Raw genomic sequence first — 17,638 nt, 5'->3', positions numbered from 1 at the left:
CGGTCGAGGGACCCGGCCGGGGTCAGCTCCACCAGCGCTCGAGCACCAGCGCGACCCCGTCGTTGACATTGGTCCCGGTGACCTCGTCGGCGGCGGCCAGCGCCTCGGGGTGCGCGTTCCCCATGGCGACCCCGTGCCCGACCATGCTCAGCATGGGCACATCGTTGGGCATGTCCCCGAAGGCGACCGCCGACTCCGGCGCGACCCCGAGCCGCTCGGCCACCGCGGCCAGCCCGGACGCCTTGGTCACCCCGGGCGCGGAGAGCTCGATCAGCCCGTTGTCGGTGGAGTACGTGATGTCCACCGCGTCCCCGACCTCGGCGGCGAGCGCCGCGCGCATGTCACCGCTGCGCGCGCCGACCAGCCGGATGAGCATCTTGATGGCGGGGGTGTCGATCACCTCGGTCCGCGCGACCGCGGTGTCGTCCGGGTTGAGCCAGGCGTGCTCGTAGGACGGGGTGCTGACGAACTGCGGCGTTACCGCGTCGTGCGCGCTCTCCCCGACCCGCTCGGCGGCGAGCCCGCAGCCGGGCAGCGCGCGCTCCGCGACATCGGCGAGCCAGGCCAGGCTCTCCACGTCGATGGTGCGGCTGAGCAGCACCCGGTCGGCGGCGCTGTCGTAGACCACCGCCCCGTTGCCGCAGACGCAGAGCGGCGCGAAGCCGAGGCCGTCGACGACCGGGTGCACCCAGCGCGGCGGGCGGCCGGTGGCGAGCACGAACGGGACGCCGTCGGCGACCACCGCGGCGACCGCCGCCTTCGTCCGCGGCGTCACCCGCTCGTCGCGGTCGATGAGCGTGCCGTCCACGTCGGAGGCGACCAACGTCGGCTTGGGCAGGTGTAGACGTGTCACCCACCCATCCTGCCGGATGCCGCGGACCCGCGGTCGGCGATACACGGCATGCGGGACCGGTACCGCCGTCCCTATGATGCGGGGATCACCATCCGGCCGACGAGTGACCCAGGGGACCGATGACGGGCTTTCTGCTCCGACGCGCGCTGAACTACGTCGTGCTGCTGATCCTCGCGTCGTTCCTCACCTTCAGCCTCGCCTCGCTCACCTTCCGCCCGCTGGACAGCCTGGAGCAGCGCAACCCGCGGCCGCCGCAGTCGGTGATCGACGCCAAGGCCGAGGAGCTGCACCTCAACGAGCCGATCCCGGAGCGCTACCTGACCTGGGTGGCGGGCGTCGCGCACGGCGATTTCGGCACCACCCTGGCCGGGCAGCCGGTGAGCGAGGAGCTCGGCCGCCGGGCGCTGGTCAGCCTGCGGCTGCTCATCGTCGGCTCGATCATCGGCACCGTGCTCGGCGTGCTGATCGGCGCGGCCGGGGCGATCCGGCAGTACAAGTTCAGCGACTACTTCACCACCATCGTCTCGCTGCTCATCCTCAGCACCCCGATCTTCCTGCTCGCCACCCTGCTGAAATACGGCGCGCTGCAGATCAATACCGCGACCGGGGCGCAGATCTTCCTCTACACCGGCGAGACCTCGGCGAACACGATCGTCGGGTTCGGGCCGCAGCTGCTGGACCGGGTGCAGCACCTGGTGCTGCCGACGCTCGCGCTGGCGCTCGGCGGCATGGCCGGATACAGCCGCTACCAGCGCAATGCCATGCTCGACGTGCTGCAGAGCGATTTCATCCGGACCGCGCGGGCCAAGGGCCTCACCCGTAGCCACGCGCTCTACAAACACGGGCTGCGCACCGCGCTGATCCCGATGGCGACGCTCTTCGCGTACAGCTTCGGCGCGCTGATCACCGGCGCCACCTTCACCGAGAAGATCTTCGGCTGGCACGGCATGGGTGAGTGGCTGGTCGACTCGATCAATGCCCAGGACCTCTACGTGGTGGTGACGGTGACCGCCTTCGCCGGGCTGGTCGTCCTGATCTCGGGGCTGCTCTCCGACATCGTGTACGCCGTTCTCGATCCAAGGGTGCGTGTGGGATGACCGAAGCCGAGCTGATCGTCCAGGGCGCGCCGGAGCCCACCACCGCGGCCGGGCGCAAGCGGCTGGTGCTGCGCCGCTTCCTGCGGAACAAGCCTGCGGTGGTCGGCGGGGTCGTGCTGATCCTGCTCGTCATCGCGAGTTTCGCGCTGCCGCCGCTGCTGAAGTGGGACTACCAGCAGCTGGATTACACCGCGCTGCTGCAGCCGCCGAGCCCGAGCCACCCCTTCGGCACCAACCAGATCGGCCAGGACGTGCTCGCGCAGACCCTGCGCGGGCTGCAGAAATCGCTGATCATCGGCTTCTTCGTCGCGGTCGTCAGCACCGCCATCGCGGCGATCGCGGGCGCGCTGGCCGGGCTGCTCGGCGGCTGGACCGACCGGGCCATCATGTGGTTCGTCGACCTGCTGCTGGTGGTGCCGAGCTTCATCATCATCGCGATCTTCGCGCCGCGGACCAAGGGCAGCAGCTCGATCGTGCTGCTCATCGTCCTGCTCGCGGTCTTCAGCTGGATGATCAGCGCGCGCATCGTGCGCGGGCTCACGCTGAGCCTGCGGGACCGCGAATTCGTCCGCGCCGCACGGTACATGGGGGCATCGACCTGGACCGTGATCGTCAGCCACATCGTGCCGAACATCGCCTCGATCCTGATCATCGACACCACGCTCAGCATCGGCGCGGCGATCATGGCCGAGACCGGGCTGAGCTTCCTCGGGTTCGGCGTGCAGAAACCGGACGTCTCGCTCGGCTCGCTGATCGCCGAGGGCACCCGCTCCGCGCTCACCTACCCGTGGCTCTTCCTCTTCGCGGGCGGGCTGCTGATCCTCGTCGTGCTCTGCGCCAACCTGGTCGGCGACGGCCTGCGCGACGCATTCGACCCCTCCGCTGCCAGGGCGCGCTCCAAGAAGTCGGAGAAGGCGGCATGAGCGAGTCAGGCCCGGAGGCGGGAGCGAAGCGTAGCCACGGAGGGCCCTCGTCCATGCCTGGAGGACACAGCATGACCGAGCCGCTGCTCGAGGTGCGGGATCTGCGGGTTTCGTTCCCCGGTGAAGAGGGGCGCATCGATGCGGTGCGCGGCGTCGACTACACCGTCTCCGACGGCGAAGTCCTCGCCATCGTCGGCGAATCCGGCTCCGGCAAGTCGGTCTCGTCACTGGCCGTCATGGGGCTGCTCCCGGACCAGGCGCGGGTCGCGGGCTCGATCCGGCTGCGCGGCCGGGAGCTGCTCGGCCTCGGCGACCGCGAGCTCTCCAAGCTGCGCGGCAGCACGGTGAGCATGGTCTTCCAGGACCCGCTCTCCGCGCTCACCCCGGTGTACCGGGTGGGCGACCAGATCGCGGAAGCGCTGCTCGCGCACGGGAAGATGGGCAAGGCGGCGGCCGCGAAGCGCGCGGTCGAGCTGCTCGACCTGGTCGGCATCCCGGAGCCGGAGCTGCGCGCCAAGGCGTTCCCGCACGAGTTCTCCGGCGGCATGCGGCAGCGCGTGGTGATCGCCATGGCCATCGCCAACGACCCCGCGCTGATCATCTGCGACGAGCCGACCACCGCGCTCGACGTCACGGTGCAGAAGCAGATCCTCGGGCTGCTGCGCGAGGCGCGCGACATCACCGGCGCGGGCGTCGTGATGATCACCCACGACATGGGCATCGCCGCCACCCTGGCCGACCGGGTCGCGGTGATGTACGCGGGCCGGATCGTGGAGACGGCGAGCGCCGCCGAGCTCTTCGGCGCGCCCCGGATGCCGTACACGGTGGGGCTGCTCGGCTCCATCCCGCGGATGGACGGCCCGGCGCGCAAGCCGCTCATCCCGATCGTCGGGGCCCCGCCCGCCATGCACGCGCTGCCGCCCGGCTGCTCGTTCGCGCCGCGCTGCCCGGTCGCCGTCGACGGGTGCACAACCGCCGAGCCGCCGCTGGCCGAGGTCGCGACCGCGCACCGCGCGGCCTGCATCCGCACCGGCGAGGTCGGCACCGCCGAGCTCTTCGCCGCCTACCGGGCCGAGCTGGCGGCGCCGCCGGAGCAGGTGGAGGTCGCGGAGCCGGAGGTGGTGCTGCGGGTCTCCGGGCTGGTCAAGACCTTCCCGATCACCTCGGGGGTGGTCTTCAAGCGGAAGAAGGGCGAGGTCCGCGCGGTCGACGGGATCGACCTGGAGGTGCGCGAGGGCCGCACGCTGGCGCTGGTCGGCGAGTCCGGGTCGGGCAAGTCGACCACGCTGAGCCAGATCCTGGACCTGGCGCAGCCGCAGCAGGGCCGGATCGAGATCCTCGGCACCGACGTCACCGCGCTCAGCCGCGAGCGCAGGCGGGAGCTGCGCCGGGCCATGCAGATCGTGTTCCAGGACCCGACCGCCTCGCTGGACCCGCGGCTGCCGGTCTTCGACGCCATCGCCGAGCCGCTGCGCATCGACAAGCGCCCGCGCGCGGAGATCGCCCGCCGGGTGCCCGAGCTGCTCGCGCAGGTCGGGCTGCGGCCGGAGCACGCCGAGCGCTACCCGGCCGACTTCTCCGGCGGCCAGAAGCAGCGGATCAGCATCGCGCGGGCACTCGCGTTGGCGCCGAAGCTGCTGGTGCTGGACGAGCCGGTCTCCTCGCTGGACGTCTCCATCCAGGCCGGGGTGCTGAACCTGCTGCGCGCGCTGCAGGCCGAGCACCGGCTCTCCTACCTCTTCGTCTCGCACGATCTCTCGGTCGTCCGCAATCTGGCGCACGACATCGCGGTCATGTACCGCGGCAAGATCGTCGAATCCGGGCCCGCGGAGCAGATATTCGCGGACCCGCGGCACGAGTACACCCGCGCGCTGATCGACGCGGTGCCGATTCCGGTCGTCAGCGGTTAGGAGAACACGGTGGGCATGCGCACGACACGCTGGTTGATTCCGCTGCTGGCGGCGGGGTTGGTGCTCGGCGGGTGTGCGAGCCCCGACGACCCGCCCGCCGACGGCGATGCGGCGCTCGGCAGCACCAGCGACATCAACCCGCGCGACGTGGCCGAGCTGCGCGACGGCGGCAACCTGCGGCTCGCCATCACCGCGCTGCCGCAGAACTGGAACCCGCTGCACACCGACGCCGACGGCACGGTGAGCAGCGTGCTGCGCCCGACGCTGCCACGCGCCTTCGACACCGACGCCGCGGGCGCGCTCAGCGTGAACACCGACTTCTTCACCGCCGTCGAGCTCTCCGGCGAGCAGCCGCAGCGGGTCACCTACACGATCAACCCGAGCGCGGTCTGGTCCGACGGCACCCCGATCACCTGGCGCGACCTCGCCGCCCAGGCGAACGCGCTGAGCGGCCGCGACCCGCGCTACCTGATCAAGATGACGAACGGCTTCGACCGGGTGTCGAAGGTCGAGCGCGGCGTCGACGACCGGCAGGCGATCCTCACCTTCGACAAGCACTACGCCGACTGGCGCGGCCAGTTCGCGGGCAACACCTTCCTGATGCCGGAGTCGGTCACCGCCACCCCGGAGGCGTTCAACGACAGCCTGGTGAACGGCAGTGCGCTCACCGCAGGGCCGTTCCTGGTGCAGTCCGTGGACCGGACCCAGAACCGGATCGTGCTCGGCCACAACCCGCGCTGGTGGGGCGACAAACCCAAGCTGGACACCATCACCTTCTCGGTGCTCGCCGCCGATGCCGCGCTCCCCGCGCTGCAGAACAACGAGATCGACGCGGTCGGCATCGCCTCCATCGACGAGATGCGCACCGCCCGCTCCACGCCGGGCGTCGCCATCCGGCGCGCGCCGGGCAACAGCTGGAGCCACCTGACCTTCAACGGCGCCCCCGGCTCGCTCTTCGCCGACCCCGCGCTGCGGGTGGCGATCATGAAGGCGATCGACCGGCAGGGCATCGCGAACGCGGTGCAGAACGGGCTGGTGCAGAACCCGCGGCCGCTCGGCAACCACGTCTACGTGGAGGGCCAGGTCGGGTACCGGGACAACGGCGTCCCATTCGATCCCGCCGCGGCCGCCGCCGAGCTGGACGCGCTCGGCTGGAAGCTGGAGGGCGACGTCCGGGTCAAGGACGGGCGCAGGCTGGAGTTCCGCGACGTCATGTACAACGCCCAGTCCTGGGTGCAGATCGCGCAGATCATCCAGCAGAACCTGGCCGCGGTCGGGGCGAAGATGAGCATCGACACCAAGTCCGGCAACGGCTACTTCACCGACGTGATCAAGCCGGGCGATTTCGATGTGGCGCACTGGGTCTGGTCCGGCGACGCCTTCCCGCTGAGCAGCCTGCCGCAGGTGTACGCCTACAACCCGAACGACCTGCAGGGCAACTACGGCCGGATCGGCACGCCGGAGATCAACGAGCTGATCGAGCGCACGCTGGCCGAGCTGGACCCGGCGAAGGCGATCGAACTCGCCAACGAGGTCGACCGGAAACTCTTCGAGATCGGCTTCTCGGTCCCGCTGGTGCAGTCCACGGGTAACGTCGCCGTACGCGCCGAGCTGGCGAACTACGGCGCGCCGGGGCTCGCATCCTACGACTACACCAGGATCGGGTTCCTGAAGTGACCCCGCCGACCCGGACCGGAAGGAGCGCCATGCGGTTACGAACCACGGTGGCCCGTCTCGCGATACCCGTGATCGCGCTGAGCCTCATCGCGACCGGCTGTGCCGTCGACGATTCCGGTGCCCCGGAGGGCGCGGCGGCCGCGATCGGCAGCACCAGCGACATCAACCCGCGCGACCCGGCCGACCTGAAAGACGGCGGGAACCTGCGGCTCTCGCTCTCCGCGCTGCCCGCCAACTGGAACGCGCTCTCCAACGACGGCAACGACGCCGAGCTCGGCAGCCTGCTGCGGCCGGTCATGCCGCGCTCGTTCCGCACCGACGCCTCGGGCGGGCTCTCGGTCAACACCGATTACTTCACCAGCGTCGAGCTCACCGGCACCGAGCCGCAGCAGGTGACCTACACCATCAACCCGGACGCGGTGTGGTCCGACGGCACCCCCATCACCTGGGAGGACATCGCCGCCCAGGCCAATGCGCTGAGCGGGCGCGACCCGGCCTACCTGATCGCCAACACCAGCGGCTTCGACCGGGTCGAGAAGGTCGAGCGGGGTGTCGACGACAAGCAGGCCGTCCTCACCTTCAACAAGCACTTCGCCGACTGGCGCGGGCAGTTCGCAGGCAACTCGTTCCTCTTCCCCAAGGCGGTGATGGGGAACCCCGAGGCGTTCAACAACAGCCTGGTGGACGGCATCGGCCAGACCGCGGGGCCGTTCCTGGTGCAGTCGGTCGACCGGGCGCAGAACCGGATCGTGCTCGGGCACAACCCGCGCTGGTGGGGGAACAAGCCCAAGCTGGACACCATCACCTACAGCGTCCTGGACAACGCCGCGCTGATCCCGGCGCTGCAGAACAACGAGATCGACGCCGTCGGGATCGCCACCCGGGACGAGCTGCGCACCGCGCAGAGCACGCCCAACATCGCGGTCCGCCGGGCGCCGGGCAACAGCTGGAGCCACCTGACCTTCAACGGCGCCCCCGGCTCGATCCTGGCCGACCCGGCGCTGCGGGTCGCCATCTTCAAGGCGATCGACCGGCAGGGCATCGCCACCGCCATCCACAACGGGCTGGTGCAGGAGCCGAAGCCGCTGAACAACCACATCTACCTGCAGGGCCAGGAGGGGTACCGGGACAACAGCCTGCCCTTCGACCCGGCCGCGGCCGCCGCCGAGCTGGACGCGCTCGGCTGGAAACTGGAGGGCGACGTCCGGGTCAAGGACGGCCGCAGGCTGGAGATCCGCGACATCATGTACGACGCGGACACCTGGGTGCAGATCGCGCAGATCATCCAGCAGAACCTGGCGGCGGTCGGGGTCAAGCTGAACATCGAGACCAAGCCGGGTCGCGGCTACTTCACCGATGTGATCCAGCCGGGCAACTTCGACGTCGCGCAGTGGACCTGGGTCGGCGACCCGTTCCCGCTGGGCAGCCTGAACCAGATCTACGGCTACAACCCGGACGACCTGCAGGGCAATTACGGCCGGATCGGCTCGCCCGAGCTGAACGCGCTGATCGAGGCGACCATCTCCGAGCTCGACCCGGCGAAGGCGATCGAGATGGCGAACGAGATCGACCGCAAGGTCTTCGAGGAGGGGCACTCGCTGCCGCTGCTGCAGTCGCCGGGCAATGTCGCGGTCCGCGCCGACCTCGCCAACTTCGGCGCGGCCGGGCTGGCCTCGCTGGACTACACCATCATCGGCTTCGTGAAGTGAGCGCGGGCCGTCGAACGGCGGCCTACCCGGTGTCGGTGACGATCGGCGCCCTCGCGGTCTGTGCCGCGTGGGCGCCGTTCGCCGATCCGGACCAGCTCGGGGGGCTCGCGGCGGTGGCGCTCGGGGTGCTGGGGTACAGCGTTGTCCAGCTGGTGGTGGCGCTCCGGGGCGGGCCGCCCGCGGCGGGGCCGGTGCGGGTACGCCGGGTGCGGCAGCAGCATCGGCTGCTCAGTCGGTCGTGGGTGGAGATCGTGCCCGCCTCGGGCGGGGAGGGGCGCTGGGTGCCGGTGCACTTCCACCCGGTGCTGCTCGGCATGGTCGAGCGGACCGTCCCCGCCGCGGAGGCACTGCGGCCGGACGGGGTGCGGCTGTTCCCGGCCGGGCGGGTGCGGCGGGCCGAGCCGCCGGGGCAGCTGGTCGACAATCCGTCCCGGCCGGACCCGGACGCGGCGGGGCGGGGCGGGGTTCGGCGGCGGCTGGTGCTGGACGCGCAGTCCGCGGTCGCGGCGCCGTTCGCCGCGCTGTTCTGGATCTATCTCGACGGTGGCGGGCTCGGTGCGTTCGCGGGGGCGTGTTCGGTGGCGGCGGTGGGGGCGCTGTGGTTGGCGGCGGTGCGGGGGTCCGATCCGAGTTGAGTGGTATGACCACTTGACCTCTGACCAATTCCGGCGCACACTTCCGGCATGCCTTTGCAACCGGTGGTCAAGCGCTCGGTCTCGGCCGACGTCTTCGAACAGATCGCGGCCGATGTCCTGAGCGGTGAACTCCCGCCCGGTTCGACGCTGCCCAGCGAGCGGCAGCTGGCCGAGGCGCTCGGGGTCTCCCGGCCCGCCGTGCGGGAGGCGCTGCAGCGGCTGGCGGGGGCCGGGCTGGTCGCCGTGCGCCAGGGGGACGCGACCACCGTGCTCGACTACCGGCGCGGCTCCGGGCTGGAGATCCTGCCGCGGCTGCTGGTCAGGGACGGTGTGCTGGAGCCGTCGGTGGCGCGCAGCATCCTGGAGGCACGGCTGCACAACGGCCCCAAGGTCGCCGAGCTGGCCGCCACCCGACTCCGCAATGCCGCCGACGACGGCATCGTCGCCGCGGCGGAGGCGGTCGCCGCGGCGGCGGGCGACCCGATCGCGGCGCAGCTGGCGGCGCTCACCTTCTGGGACCACGTGGTCGACGCCGCCGACTCCATCGTCTTCCGGCTCATGTTCACCATGCTGCGCGCCGCCTACGAACCCGCGCTGGCGGCGCTGGCCCCGGTCATGTCCGCCGAGGTGGGCAATGCCGAGGCGTACCTGGCGCTCGCCGCCGCCATTGCGGCGGGCGACCCCGCCGCGGCCGCCGCGCGCGCCCGCGCCCTGCTGGAGCCCGCCACCACCGCCCTGATCGAGATCCTCACCCCGGAGGAGCAGCCATGAGCACCCGCACCCGCGCCGTCCGGCGCAACCTCACCCTGCGCGCCGCCTGCGCGGAGTTCCTGCGCCACCCCTCGCCCTGGATGATCACCGCGACCCTGCTCGCGGCGCTCACCGCACGGCTCGCGCTCGGCGACTGGCAGCGCACCGACGCCCTGGTCCCGCTGCTCGCGCTGGCCGCCTTCCCGGCCATCGAGTGGGTCATCCACGTGACCGTGCTGCACTGGCGCCCGCGCCGGGTCGGCCCGGTGCGGATCGACTCGGAGCTGGCCCGCAAGCACCGCGAGCACCACACCGACCCGCGCGACATCCCGCTGATCTTCATCCCGCCCCGCTCGCTGCTGGTCACCATCGCGGTGCTGACCGCGATCGCCCTGCTCGCCTTCCCGCGCCCCGAACTCGGGCTGACCTTCCTGCTGACGATCACGGTGCTGGGTATCGCCTACGAGTGGACGCACTACCTGATCCACACCGACTACAAGCCGCGGCACGCGCCCTACCGGGCGATCTGGCGCAACCACCGGCACCACCACTACCGGAACGAGCACTACTGGTTCACCGTGACCAGCTCCGGCACCGCCGACCGGCTCTTCGGCACCTACCCGGACCCGGACACCGTCGCCGCCTCGCCGACCGCCAGGCACCTGCACGGCCTCGACAAATTACCCTAGGGGGGTATGGTAGAGGGCGAACCGACCGATGGAGGAGCGCCCGATGACCACCGCCACACAGCAGCCCGTCGGGCGGATCGAGCTGTCGATCGGGGGCATGACCTGCGCGTCCTGCGCGAACCGGATCGAGAACAAGCTGAACCGGCTGGACGGGGTCAGCGCGACCGTCAACTACGCCACCGAGAAGGCGCGGGTCGAGATCAGCGGCGAGGTGCGCCCCGACCAGCTGATCGAGGTGGTCGAGCAGGCCGGGTACACCGCCGCGCTACCAGCCCCGCCCGCCGACGCCGCACCCGCCGCGGCCGAGCCCGACCCCGCCGCCGCGGCCGGGCAGCGGCTGCTGATCTCGGCGCTGCTCACCGTCCCGGTGATCGCCATGGCCATGATCCCGGCGCTGCAGTTCACCAACTGGCAGTGGCTCTCGCTGACGCTGGCCGCGCCGGTCGTGGTGTGGGGCGCGCTCCCCTTCCACCGCGCGGCGCTGACCAACCTGCGGCACGCCACCGCCACCATGGACACCCTGGTCTCGATGGGCGTGCTCGCGGCGTTCGGCTGGTCGCTCTACGCGCTGTTCCTCGGCACCGCGGGCACGCCGGGGATGACGCACCCGTTCGAGTTCACCATCGCCAGGATGGACGGCACCGGCGCGATCTACCTGGAGGCGGCGGCCGGCGTCACCACCTTCATCCTGGCCGGGCGGTACTTCGAGGCGCGCTCCAAGCGCCGGGCCGGTGCGGCGCTGCGGGCACTGCTGGAACTCGGTGCCAAGGACGTCGCGGTGCGCCGCGACGGGGTCGAGCGGCGGATTCCGGTCCGCGAGCTGGTGGTCGGCGACGAGTTCGTGGTCCGGCCGGGCGAGAAGATCGCCGCCGACGGCATCGTGCTCGACGGCTCCTCGGCGGTGGACGCCGCCATGCTCACCGGCGAGGCGGTGCCGATCGAGGTCGGGCCAGGCGCCGCGGTGACCGGCGGCACCGTCGATGTCGGCGGGCGGCTGGTGGTGCGGGCCACCAGGGTCGGCGCCGACACCCAGCTGGCCAGGATGGCGCAGCTGGTCGAGGACGCCCAGGCGGGCAAGGCGAGGGCGCAGCGGCTGGCGGACCGGATCTCCGGCGCCTTCGTCCCGGTGGTGATCGCGCTGGCGGCGGCGACGCTCGGCTTCTGGCTCGGCACCGGCGGCTCGGTGGCCGCCGCCTTCACCGCCGCGGTCGCGGTGCTGATCATCGCCTGCCCGTGCGCGCTCGGGCTGGCCACGCCGACGGCGCTGCTGGTCGGCACCGGGCGCGGCGCGCAGCTCGGCATCCTGATCAAGGGGCCGGAGGTGCTGGAGCAGACCCGCAGGATCGACACCGTCGTGCTGGACAAGACCGGCACCGTCACCACCGGCACCATGACGCTGCTCGAGGTCGTCCCCGCCGACGGCGAGGACGGGGACCGGGTGCTGGCGCTGGCGGGTGCGCTGGAGCACGGCTCCGAGCACCCGATCGCCCGCGCGATCACCGCCGCCGCCGAGGAGCGCACCGGCGCCCTCGCGGCCGTCACCGACTTCGCGAACCGGGAGGGGCTCGGCGTGCGCGGCACCGTCGACGGCCGGGAGGTGCTGGTCGGGCGGGCCCGGCTGCTCACCGAGCAGGGCATGGAGCTCGGCACCGAGCTGACCGCCGCGGTCGAGCGGGCGCAGCGGGCGGGGCGCACCGCGGTGCTGATCGGCTGGGACGGCCTGGCCCGCGGCGTGCTCGTCGTCGCCGACGCGGTCAAGCCGACCTCGGCCGAGGCGGTCGCCCGGCTGCGCGCGCTCGGGCTCACCCCGATCATGCTCACCGGCGACAATGCCGCCGCCGCGCGGGCCGTCGCCGACCAGGTCGGGATCGACGAGGTGATCGCCGACGTGCTGCCGGAGGAGAAGGCCGCCACCGTGCGCGAGCTGCGGCAGCGGGGGCGCGTGGTGGCCATGGTCGGCGACGGCGTGAACGACGCCGCCGCGCTCGCCACCGCCGACCTCGGGATCGCGATGGGCACCGGCACCGACGTCGCCATCGAGGCGAGCGACCTCACCCTGGTCCGCGGCGACCTGCGGGTGGCCGCGGACGCCATCCGGCTCGCGCGGCGCACCCTGCGCACCATCCACGGCAACCTGTTCTGGGCCTTCGCCTACAACATCGCCGCCATCCCGCTGGCCGTCGCCGGGCTGCTCAACCCCATGCTCGCGGGTGCTGCGATGGCGCTGAGCTCGGTGTTCGTCGTGAGCAACAGCCTGCGGCTGCGCGCCTTCCGCTAGCCGCCGCCACCGCCGCTGTTCAGCCACTGCTCCTTCATGTGCAGGTGGTTCTCCCACCAGCGCCGCTGCACCTCGGGGTCGGCGTCCGCCGCGGGCGGCATGGACTCGCCGGGGAAGAGTCCGTTCGGCAGCGGCGCGATGGGCGAGGCGGGGGCGGGGGCCGGGGCGGGCGGCGGTTCCGGAGCGGGCTCAGGGGCAGGTTCCGGAGCGGGCGGCGGCGGGGCCTGCGTCGTCCGGGGCGGCGCGGGCCGCTGCGGCACCGGGCGGGGCGCGGGCGGCGGCGGGGCCGGTGCGGCGGCCTCCGCGGAGATGTCCGCGGGGGGCGGCGGAACCTCGACGGGGGGCGGCGGCGGGGGCGGCTCGGCCGGGGCGGGCTCGACCGGGGGCGCAGGCTCGGTGGTCGGCGCCGCGGGCTCCGGCGCGGTCGAGGACGGCACCGGCGCGGAGCTGGCGATCGCGGCGGGCGAGGGCTGCTGCTCGCTCCGGCCGCTGTCCAGCACCTGCGCGGCAGCGAACCCGGTGGCGCCGAGCACCAGCGCCGCGGCCGCGGCGACCAGCAGCGGCCGCGTCCCGCGGCGGCGCGGCGCGGCGGCCACCGGGACGGCACCGCTGGTAGCCGCGGCGAGCGCGGCGCCCTGCGCGACGGCGCTGGCCGCGCCCGCCGGGTGCACGATCGGCACCCCGTAGGCGGTGCGCAGCGCCTCCGCCAGCGCGGCGTCGTCGGCGGCCGAGCCGCAGAGCACCACCGCGTCCGGCGTGGCGTTCACCGCGGTGAGCACCGAGCCGACCCTGGACAGCGTGCGCTCGATGCCCTCGGCGTCGGCGACGACGGTCTGCCAGGAGTCACCGACCGGCGCCTGGTTGCGGGCCGGGCCGACCACCGCGCAGGTGGTGTGGAAGTCCGCGGCCTCCAGCACCAGCACGGTGTCCTGGCCAGCCACCTCGGGCAGGTGCGCGACGTAGGCGGCCAGCGCCGACCTGGTCGAGACCAGCGACGCCGTGTGGTACGGCCCGTCGGCCAGCGCGGTCAGGATCTCCCGCCGCTGCGCGGGCGAGCGGTAGGCGACGGCGATGTCATCGATCGCGACATCCGAACCGGGCGCCGTGCCCACCTCGTCCAGGACGGCGACGATCGTCTCGACGGTCGCGCCGTCGGCGACATCCCGCTCCGCGGTGCGGAGCACCGTCGGGCTCGCGCCGTCGGTCGACGACCGCGAGAGCAGTACCCCGCTCACCGCTGTCCGTTCTGCGGACACACCAGCTGTGGCCATTGGGTTCACACCTCGAGCTCTTGCACAACACACACTCCTCGGCGATTCGACACGACTGCGGCTACCGATTGGTCGGTATCCAGAAATCCTCGGTGAATTCTGTGCAACGTCGCCGCGCGCGGCGCCGGATCGCATCGCCGTGTGCAGATGCACGACGCGACCACAGAGGAGATCGTGCCAGGTGACCGGCCGTTACCGCATAGCTCACCGGGATTTCGCGCCAGGGGGCGGAGTCTGCGGCCGCGAGCGGGCGGAACATTGCCGGAGAAGTGGCTGAATCGGCCAATTCCGGCCGGAGCGATCGAAGAGCGGATGACGGGATTCGAACCCGCGACCCTCACCTTGGCAAGGTGATGCGCTACCAGCTGCGCTACATCCGCACGCGCCCGAGAGGCGCTGGAAAAACTCTATCCGCCCGCGCCCGGATTCCGGAAATCGCGCTGCTCCGCGGCGTGCGGGTCGGTCGCGGCCGCCCGGCGGGCCGCGCGCTCCGCGATCTCGGCGGCGTCCAGCTCGTTGGCCTCATCCAGGGTCGGCGCCGAGCCGCCGAGCCGGGACGGCACCCAGAACGCGCCCTCCTCGTGCTGGTACTCGCGCTGCGCCTCGAGCAGCAGCCGCTGCATGGTCGTACGCAGCTCGAGCGTCAGCTCGGCGGCGGGCTCGTAGGGCTGGATGGGCGCGCCGACCACGATGTGGATCGGGGTGTTGGTGCGGCCGAGGCGCTTGGGGTGGCCCTTGGTCCAGACCCGCTGCGCGCCCCAGATCGCCACCGGGATGATCGGCACCCGCGCCTCGATCGCCATCCGGGCCGCGCCGGACTTGAAGTCCTTGATCTCGAAGCTGCGGCTGATGGTGGCCTCGGGGTACACGCCGACCAGCTCGCCGCGGCTCAGGTACTCCACCGCGGCCTGGTACGAGTCGGCGCCCGCGCCGCGGTCCACCGGGATGTGCTTGAGCGCGCGCATGATCGGGCCGGAGATCTTGTTGTCGAAGACCTCCTTCTTGGCCATGAAGCGGATGTACCGCTTCGAGGTGCGCGCGGGGAGGCCGGCGTAGGTGAAGTCCAGGTAGCCGGTGTGGTTGATGGCGATGACGCCGCCGCCGGTGGCGGGGATGTGCTCGTCGCCGGTGACGGTGAATTTCAGGCCCTGCACGAAGAAGACGGTCCGGGCCAGGCCGATGATCGTGCGGTAGACGGGTTCCACAGTTCCGCTAGCGTAGTCGCCGCATCCTCCAGATCCGATACCAGGCATCCCGAGAGAAGAGGTACGTCGACGTGCACCGCGAGCTGCCGGCCAGGAACACCACTCCCCCGCTGCGCGGGCGGCGGCAGGCGCGGCGGTTGCTGCTCGGCGGGCTCGCGGTGGCACTGATCGCGGGCTGCGACTCCGTCTCCGGCATCCCCGGCGACGAGCCGGAGCCGCAGGCCGAGGTCACGACGTCCGCCGCCGCGGAGCCGAGCAGCGGCACGCCCGCGCCGCCGCCCGCGCCCGAGGCGCCGCCGGTGCCCGCGGACGCCCCGCCGGTCGCCGAGGTGCCGGGCGCCCCCGAGGCGGCGCCCGCGCTGCGCCGCTGGGCCGCCGACCTGAACACCAAGTCGATCGAGGAGCTGCAGGCATCCTGCTGGACGCTGGCGCCCGCGCACGTCGCGGAGATGTACGCCGATCCCGCGCCGGTGCTGGCCGCGCTCGCCGGGCCGGGCACCGCCACCGACACCGCGGTGACCTGGCGCGGCTCGGCGGTGTCGGTCCGCGCCGAGCTGCGCGACGTCGCCGCCGGCTACGCCTGCCCCCGGGTCTTCGCCACCGGCACCACCCCGGAGTACGACGACGCCGACGCCAGGCACGTGGTGCGGCGCTACCTCTCCCGCTTCGTCGGGCAGCCGCTGGACGCGGCCGACACCGAGGGCGAGCACCCGCTGGTCTGCGCCGCCACCCCGGCCACCTGGGACCCGCGCGGCACCGGGACCCCGCTGCCCGCGCCGCTGGCGAACAACCAGGGCGCGCTCACCGGCGTCACCGCCTTCGACGGCACCGAGCTCACCTCGGCCTGGCTCGGCGCGGGCTACATCACCGTGCAGGCGCCGGTGACGCAGGCGACCGGCGCCACCAGGACCCGCACCTTCACCCTCACCGACGGCTCCGCGGACGGGTCCGGCGAGGCGTCCGCGCAGGGTTACTGCATCGGCGACGTCACCCCCTGAGCAGGCGCCGTTCCGACGGATTACCCTGGGCATCTGGCAACGGTCAGGAGGAGTATTCCGTGCAGATCACCAGCGTCGGACACGCCGGTTTCCACATCCGCACCACGGCCGGGACGATTCTCTGCGATCCCTGGGTGAACCCGGCCTACTTCGCCTCGTGGGTGCCGTTCCCGGACAACACCGGGCTGGACTGGGACGCGCTCGGCGACGTCGACTTCCTCTACGTCTCGCACCTGCACCGTGACCACTTCGACGCGAAGAACCTGCTCGAGCACGTGAACAAGAACGCGACCGTGCTGCTGCCCGACTACCCGGTCCCGGACCTGCGCCGGGAGCTGGAGAAGCTCGGCTTCCACACCTTCTTCGAGACCGAGGACTCGGTCAAGCACACCGTCACCGGGCCGGGCGGCGAGCTGGAGATCATGATCATCGCGCTGCGCGCACCCGCCGACGGCCCGATCGGCGACTCCGGCATCGTCGTCTCCGACGGCGAGACCACCTGCTTCAACATGAACGACGCCCGCCCGGTCGACATGGACGTCCTCGACCAGGCCTTCGGCCACATCGACATCCACCTGCTGCAGTACTCCGGCGCCATCTGGTACCCGATGGTCTACGACATCCCGTCCCGCACCAAGGCCAACTTCGCCAGGCAGAAGCGGCAGCGCGGCATGGACCGGGCCCGCTCCTACATCGAGCAGGTCGGCGCGACCTGGGTGGTGCCGTCGGCGGGGCCGCCGGTCTTCCTCGACCCGGAGCTGCGCTACCTCAACGACACCGAGGACCGCTTCTCCCCGGAGAACAGCAATATCTTCCCGGACCAGGAGACCTTCCTGGAGCAGATGCGGATCAACGGCAACGAGGGCGGAATCCTGATGATTCCTGGCTCGGTGGCCGAGGTGCACGGCAAGGAGCTGGAGCTCACGCACCCGGTCGACCCGGCCACCATCTACGGCGACAAGGCCGCCTACATCGAGGAGATGGCCACCAGGCTGGCCCCGGTCATCGCCGCGGAGAAGGCGACCTGGGCGCACGGCGACGGCCCGCTGCTGGAGCCGCTGCGCGCCAAGTTCGAGCCGATCATGGCGCAGAGCGACCTGATCTGCGACGGCATCGGGTACCCGGTCGGGCTGGTCATGGGCGACGAGACGGTGGTGCTCGACTTCCCGAAGCGGGTGGTCCGCGCGCCCATCGAGGGCGAGGGCAGGTACCGCTACGGCTTCCGCATCGCGCCCGAGCTGGTGCGCACCGTGCTCCGCGACGACGAGCCGGACTGGGTGAACACCATCTTCCTGTCGACCCGGTTCCAGACCTGGCGGATCGGCGGCTACAACGAGTTCCTCTACACCTTCTTCAAGTGCCTCACCGACGAGCGGATCGCCTACGCCGACGGCTGGTTCTCCGAGGCGCACGACGACTCGGCCTCGGTCGAGCTGGACGGCTGGGAGGTGCAGCGCCGCTGCCCGCACCTCAAGGCCGATCTCTCCCGCTTCGGCGTCATCGAGGGCAGCACGCTCACCTGCAACCTGCACGGCTGGCAGTGGGACCTGGAGAGCGGGCGCTGCAAGACCTCCAAGGGCCACGAGCTGCGGTCGAAGAAGCTGGAGCCGCACTGACGCCGGTCCGCGGGCCCGCCCCGCAGC

14 protein-coding genes and 1 tRNA gene are annotated in these 17,638 nt (G+C 72.0%); 11 read left to right on the top strand and 4 right to left on the bottom strand.

Features of this window, described 5'->3' with window-relative positions; all coding sequences use genetic code 11:
• Positions 1-22: 22 nt before the first annotated feature.
• Complete coding sequence (locus ACFUUZ_RS27785; protein WP_378701250.1) at positions 23-853, bottom strand: HAD family hydrolase; 831 nt, start codon at positions 851-853, stop codon at positions 23-25.
• A 119-nt stretch (positions 854-972) separates the two neighbouring features.
• On the opposite strand from ACFUUZ_RS27785, the gene ACFUUZ_RS27780 reads away from it, so the two are divergent.
• From ACFUUZ_RS27780 to ACFUUZ_RS27740, 9 genes are all read left to right on the top strand, one after another.
• Positions 973-1,950 (top strand): ABC transporter permease, encoded by a 978-nt coding sequence (locus ACFUUZ_RS27780; RefSeq protein WP_378701248.1) that lies wholly within the window; start codon positions 973-975, stop codon positions 1,948-1,950.
• Positions 1,947-2,873: an ABC transporter permease gene (locus ACFUUZ_RS27775; RefSeq protein ID WP_378701245.1), complete on the top strand. Its 927-nt coding sequence runs from the start codon at positions 1,947-1,949 to the stop codon at positions 2,871-2,873. The genes ACFUUZ_RS27780 and ACFUUZ_RS27775 overlap by 4 nt, the downstream gene beginning before the upstream one ends.
• Positions 2,874-2,944: 71 nt before the next feature.
• Positions 2,945-4,783: a dipeptide ABC transporter ATP-binding protein gene (locus ACFUUZ_RS27770; RefSeq protein ID WP_378701243.1), complete on the top strand. Its 1,839-nt coding sequence runs from the start codon at positions 2,945-2,947 to the stop codon at positions 4,781-4,783.
• Positions 4,784-4,798: 15 nt separating this feature from the next.
• The gene (locus ACFUUZ_RS27765; protein ID WP_378701241.1) at positions 4,799-6,460 is read left to right on the top strand and encodes an ABC transporter family substrate-binding protein; all 1,662 of its coding nucleotides are present in this window, start codon (positions 4,799-4,801) and stop codon (positions 6,458-6,460) included.
• Between the two features lie 29 nt (positions 6,461-6,489).
• Complete coding sequence (locus ACFUUZ_RS27760) at positions 6,490-8,169, top strand: ABC transporter family substrate-binding protein (RefSeq protein ID WP_378701239.1); 1,680 nt, start codon at positions 6,490-6,492, stop codon at positions 8,167-8,169.
• Between the two features lie 41 nt (positions 8,170-8,210).
• Positions 8,211-8,804, top strand: coding sequence for a hypothetical protein (locus tag ACFUUZ_RS27755; protein WP_378701270.1), 594 nt, complete (start codon positions 8,211-8,213; stop codon positions 8,802-8,804).
• A 48-nt stretch (positions 8,805-8,852) separates the two neighbouring features.
• Positions 8,853-9,575, top strand: a complete 723-nt coding sequence (locus tag ACFUUZ_RS27750) for a FadR/GntR family transcriptional regulator (protein WP_378701237.1) — start codon at positions 8,853-8,855, stop codon at positions 9,573-9,575.
• Complete coding sequence (locus ACFUUZ_RS27745; protein ID WP_378701235.1) at positions 9,572-10,243, top strand: sterol desaturase family protein; 672 nt, start codon at positions 9,572-9,574, stop codon at positions 10,241-10,243. The genes ACFUUZ_RS27750 and ACFUUZ_RS27745 overlap by 4 nt, the downstream gene beginning before the upstream one ends.
• A gap of 43 nt (positions 10,244-10,286) precedes the next feature.
• Positions 10,287-12,521, top strand: a complete 2,235-nt coding sequence (locus ACFUUZ_RS27740) for a heavy metal translocating P-type ATPase (RefSeq protein ID WP_378701233.1) — start codon at positions 10,287-10,289, stop codon at positions 12,519-12,521.
• Here the strand turns inward: ACFUUZ_RS27740 and ACFUUZ_RS27735 are convergent.
• The 3 genes from ACFUUZ_RS27735 to ACFUUZ_RS27725 all read right to left on the bottom strand — a co-directional run bounded on the left by ACFUUZ_RS27735 (position 12,518) and on the right by ACFUUZ_RS27725 (position 14,997).
• Positions 12,518-13,756, bottom strand: a complete 1,239-nt coding sequence (locus ACFUUZ_RS27735) for a hypothetical protein (RefSeq protein ID WP_378701231.1) — start codon at positions 13,754-13,756, stop codon at positions 12,518-12,520. The two genes, ACFUUZ_RS27740 and ACFUUZ_RS27735, sit on opposite strands and share 4 nt — an antisense overlap.
• Before the next feature lie 343 nt (positions 13,757-14,099).
• Positions 14,100-14,172, bottom strand: a tRNA-Gly gene (locus ACFUUZ_RS27730).
• A 27-nt stretch (positions 14,173-14,199) separates the two neighbouring features.
• The gene (locus ACFUUZ_RS27725) at positions 14,200-14,997 is read right to left on the bottom strand and encodes a lysophospholipid acyltransferase family protein (protein WP_378701229.1); all 798 of its coding nucleotides are present in this window, start codon (positions 14,995-14,997) and stop codon (positions 14,200-14,202) included.
• Positions 14,998-15,068: 71 nt separating this feature from the next.
• On the opposite strand from ACFUUZ_RS27725, the gene ACFUUZ_RS27720 reads away from it, so the two are divergent.
• A complete protein-coding gene (locus tag ACFUUZ_RS27720) occupies positions 15,069-15,995 on the top strand; it encodes a hypothetical protein (RefSeq protein ID WP_378701227.1) in 927 nt (308 codons plus the stop codon).
• Between the two features lie 59 nt (positions 15,996-16,054).
• Positions 16,055-17,611 (top strand): Rieske 2Fe-2S domain-containing protein, encoded by a 1,557-nt coding sequence (locus ACFUUZ_RS27715; RefSeq protein ID WP_378701225.1) that lies wholly within the window; start codon positions 16,055-16,057, stop codon positions 17,609-17,611.
• The last annotated feature ends 27 nt before the right edge of the window (positions 17,612-17,638 follow it).

This window comes from Nocardia sp. NPDC057353 (assembly GCF_042667085.1).
Lineage (GTDB): Bacteria > Actinomycetota > Actinomycetes > Mycobacteriales > Mycobacteriaceae > Nocardia.
The sequence above is the reverse complement of the archived record's forward strand: the minus strand, read 5'-3'. Positions and strand labels throughout refer to the sequence as shown.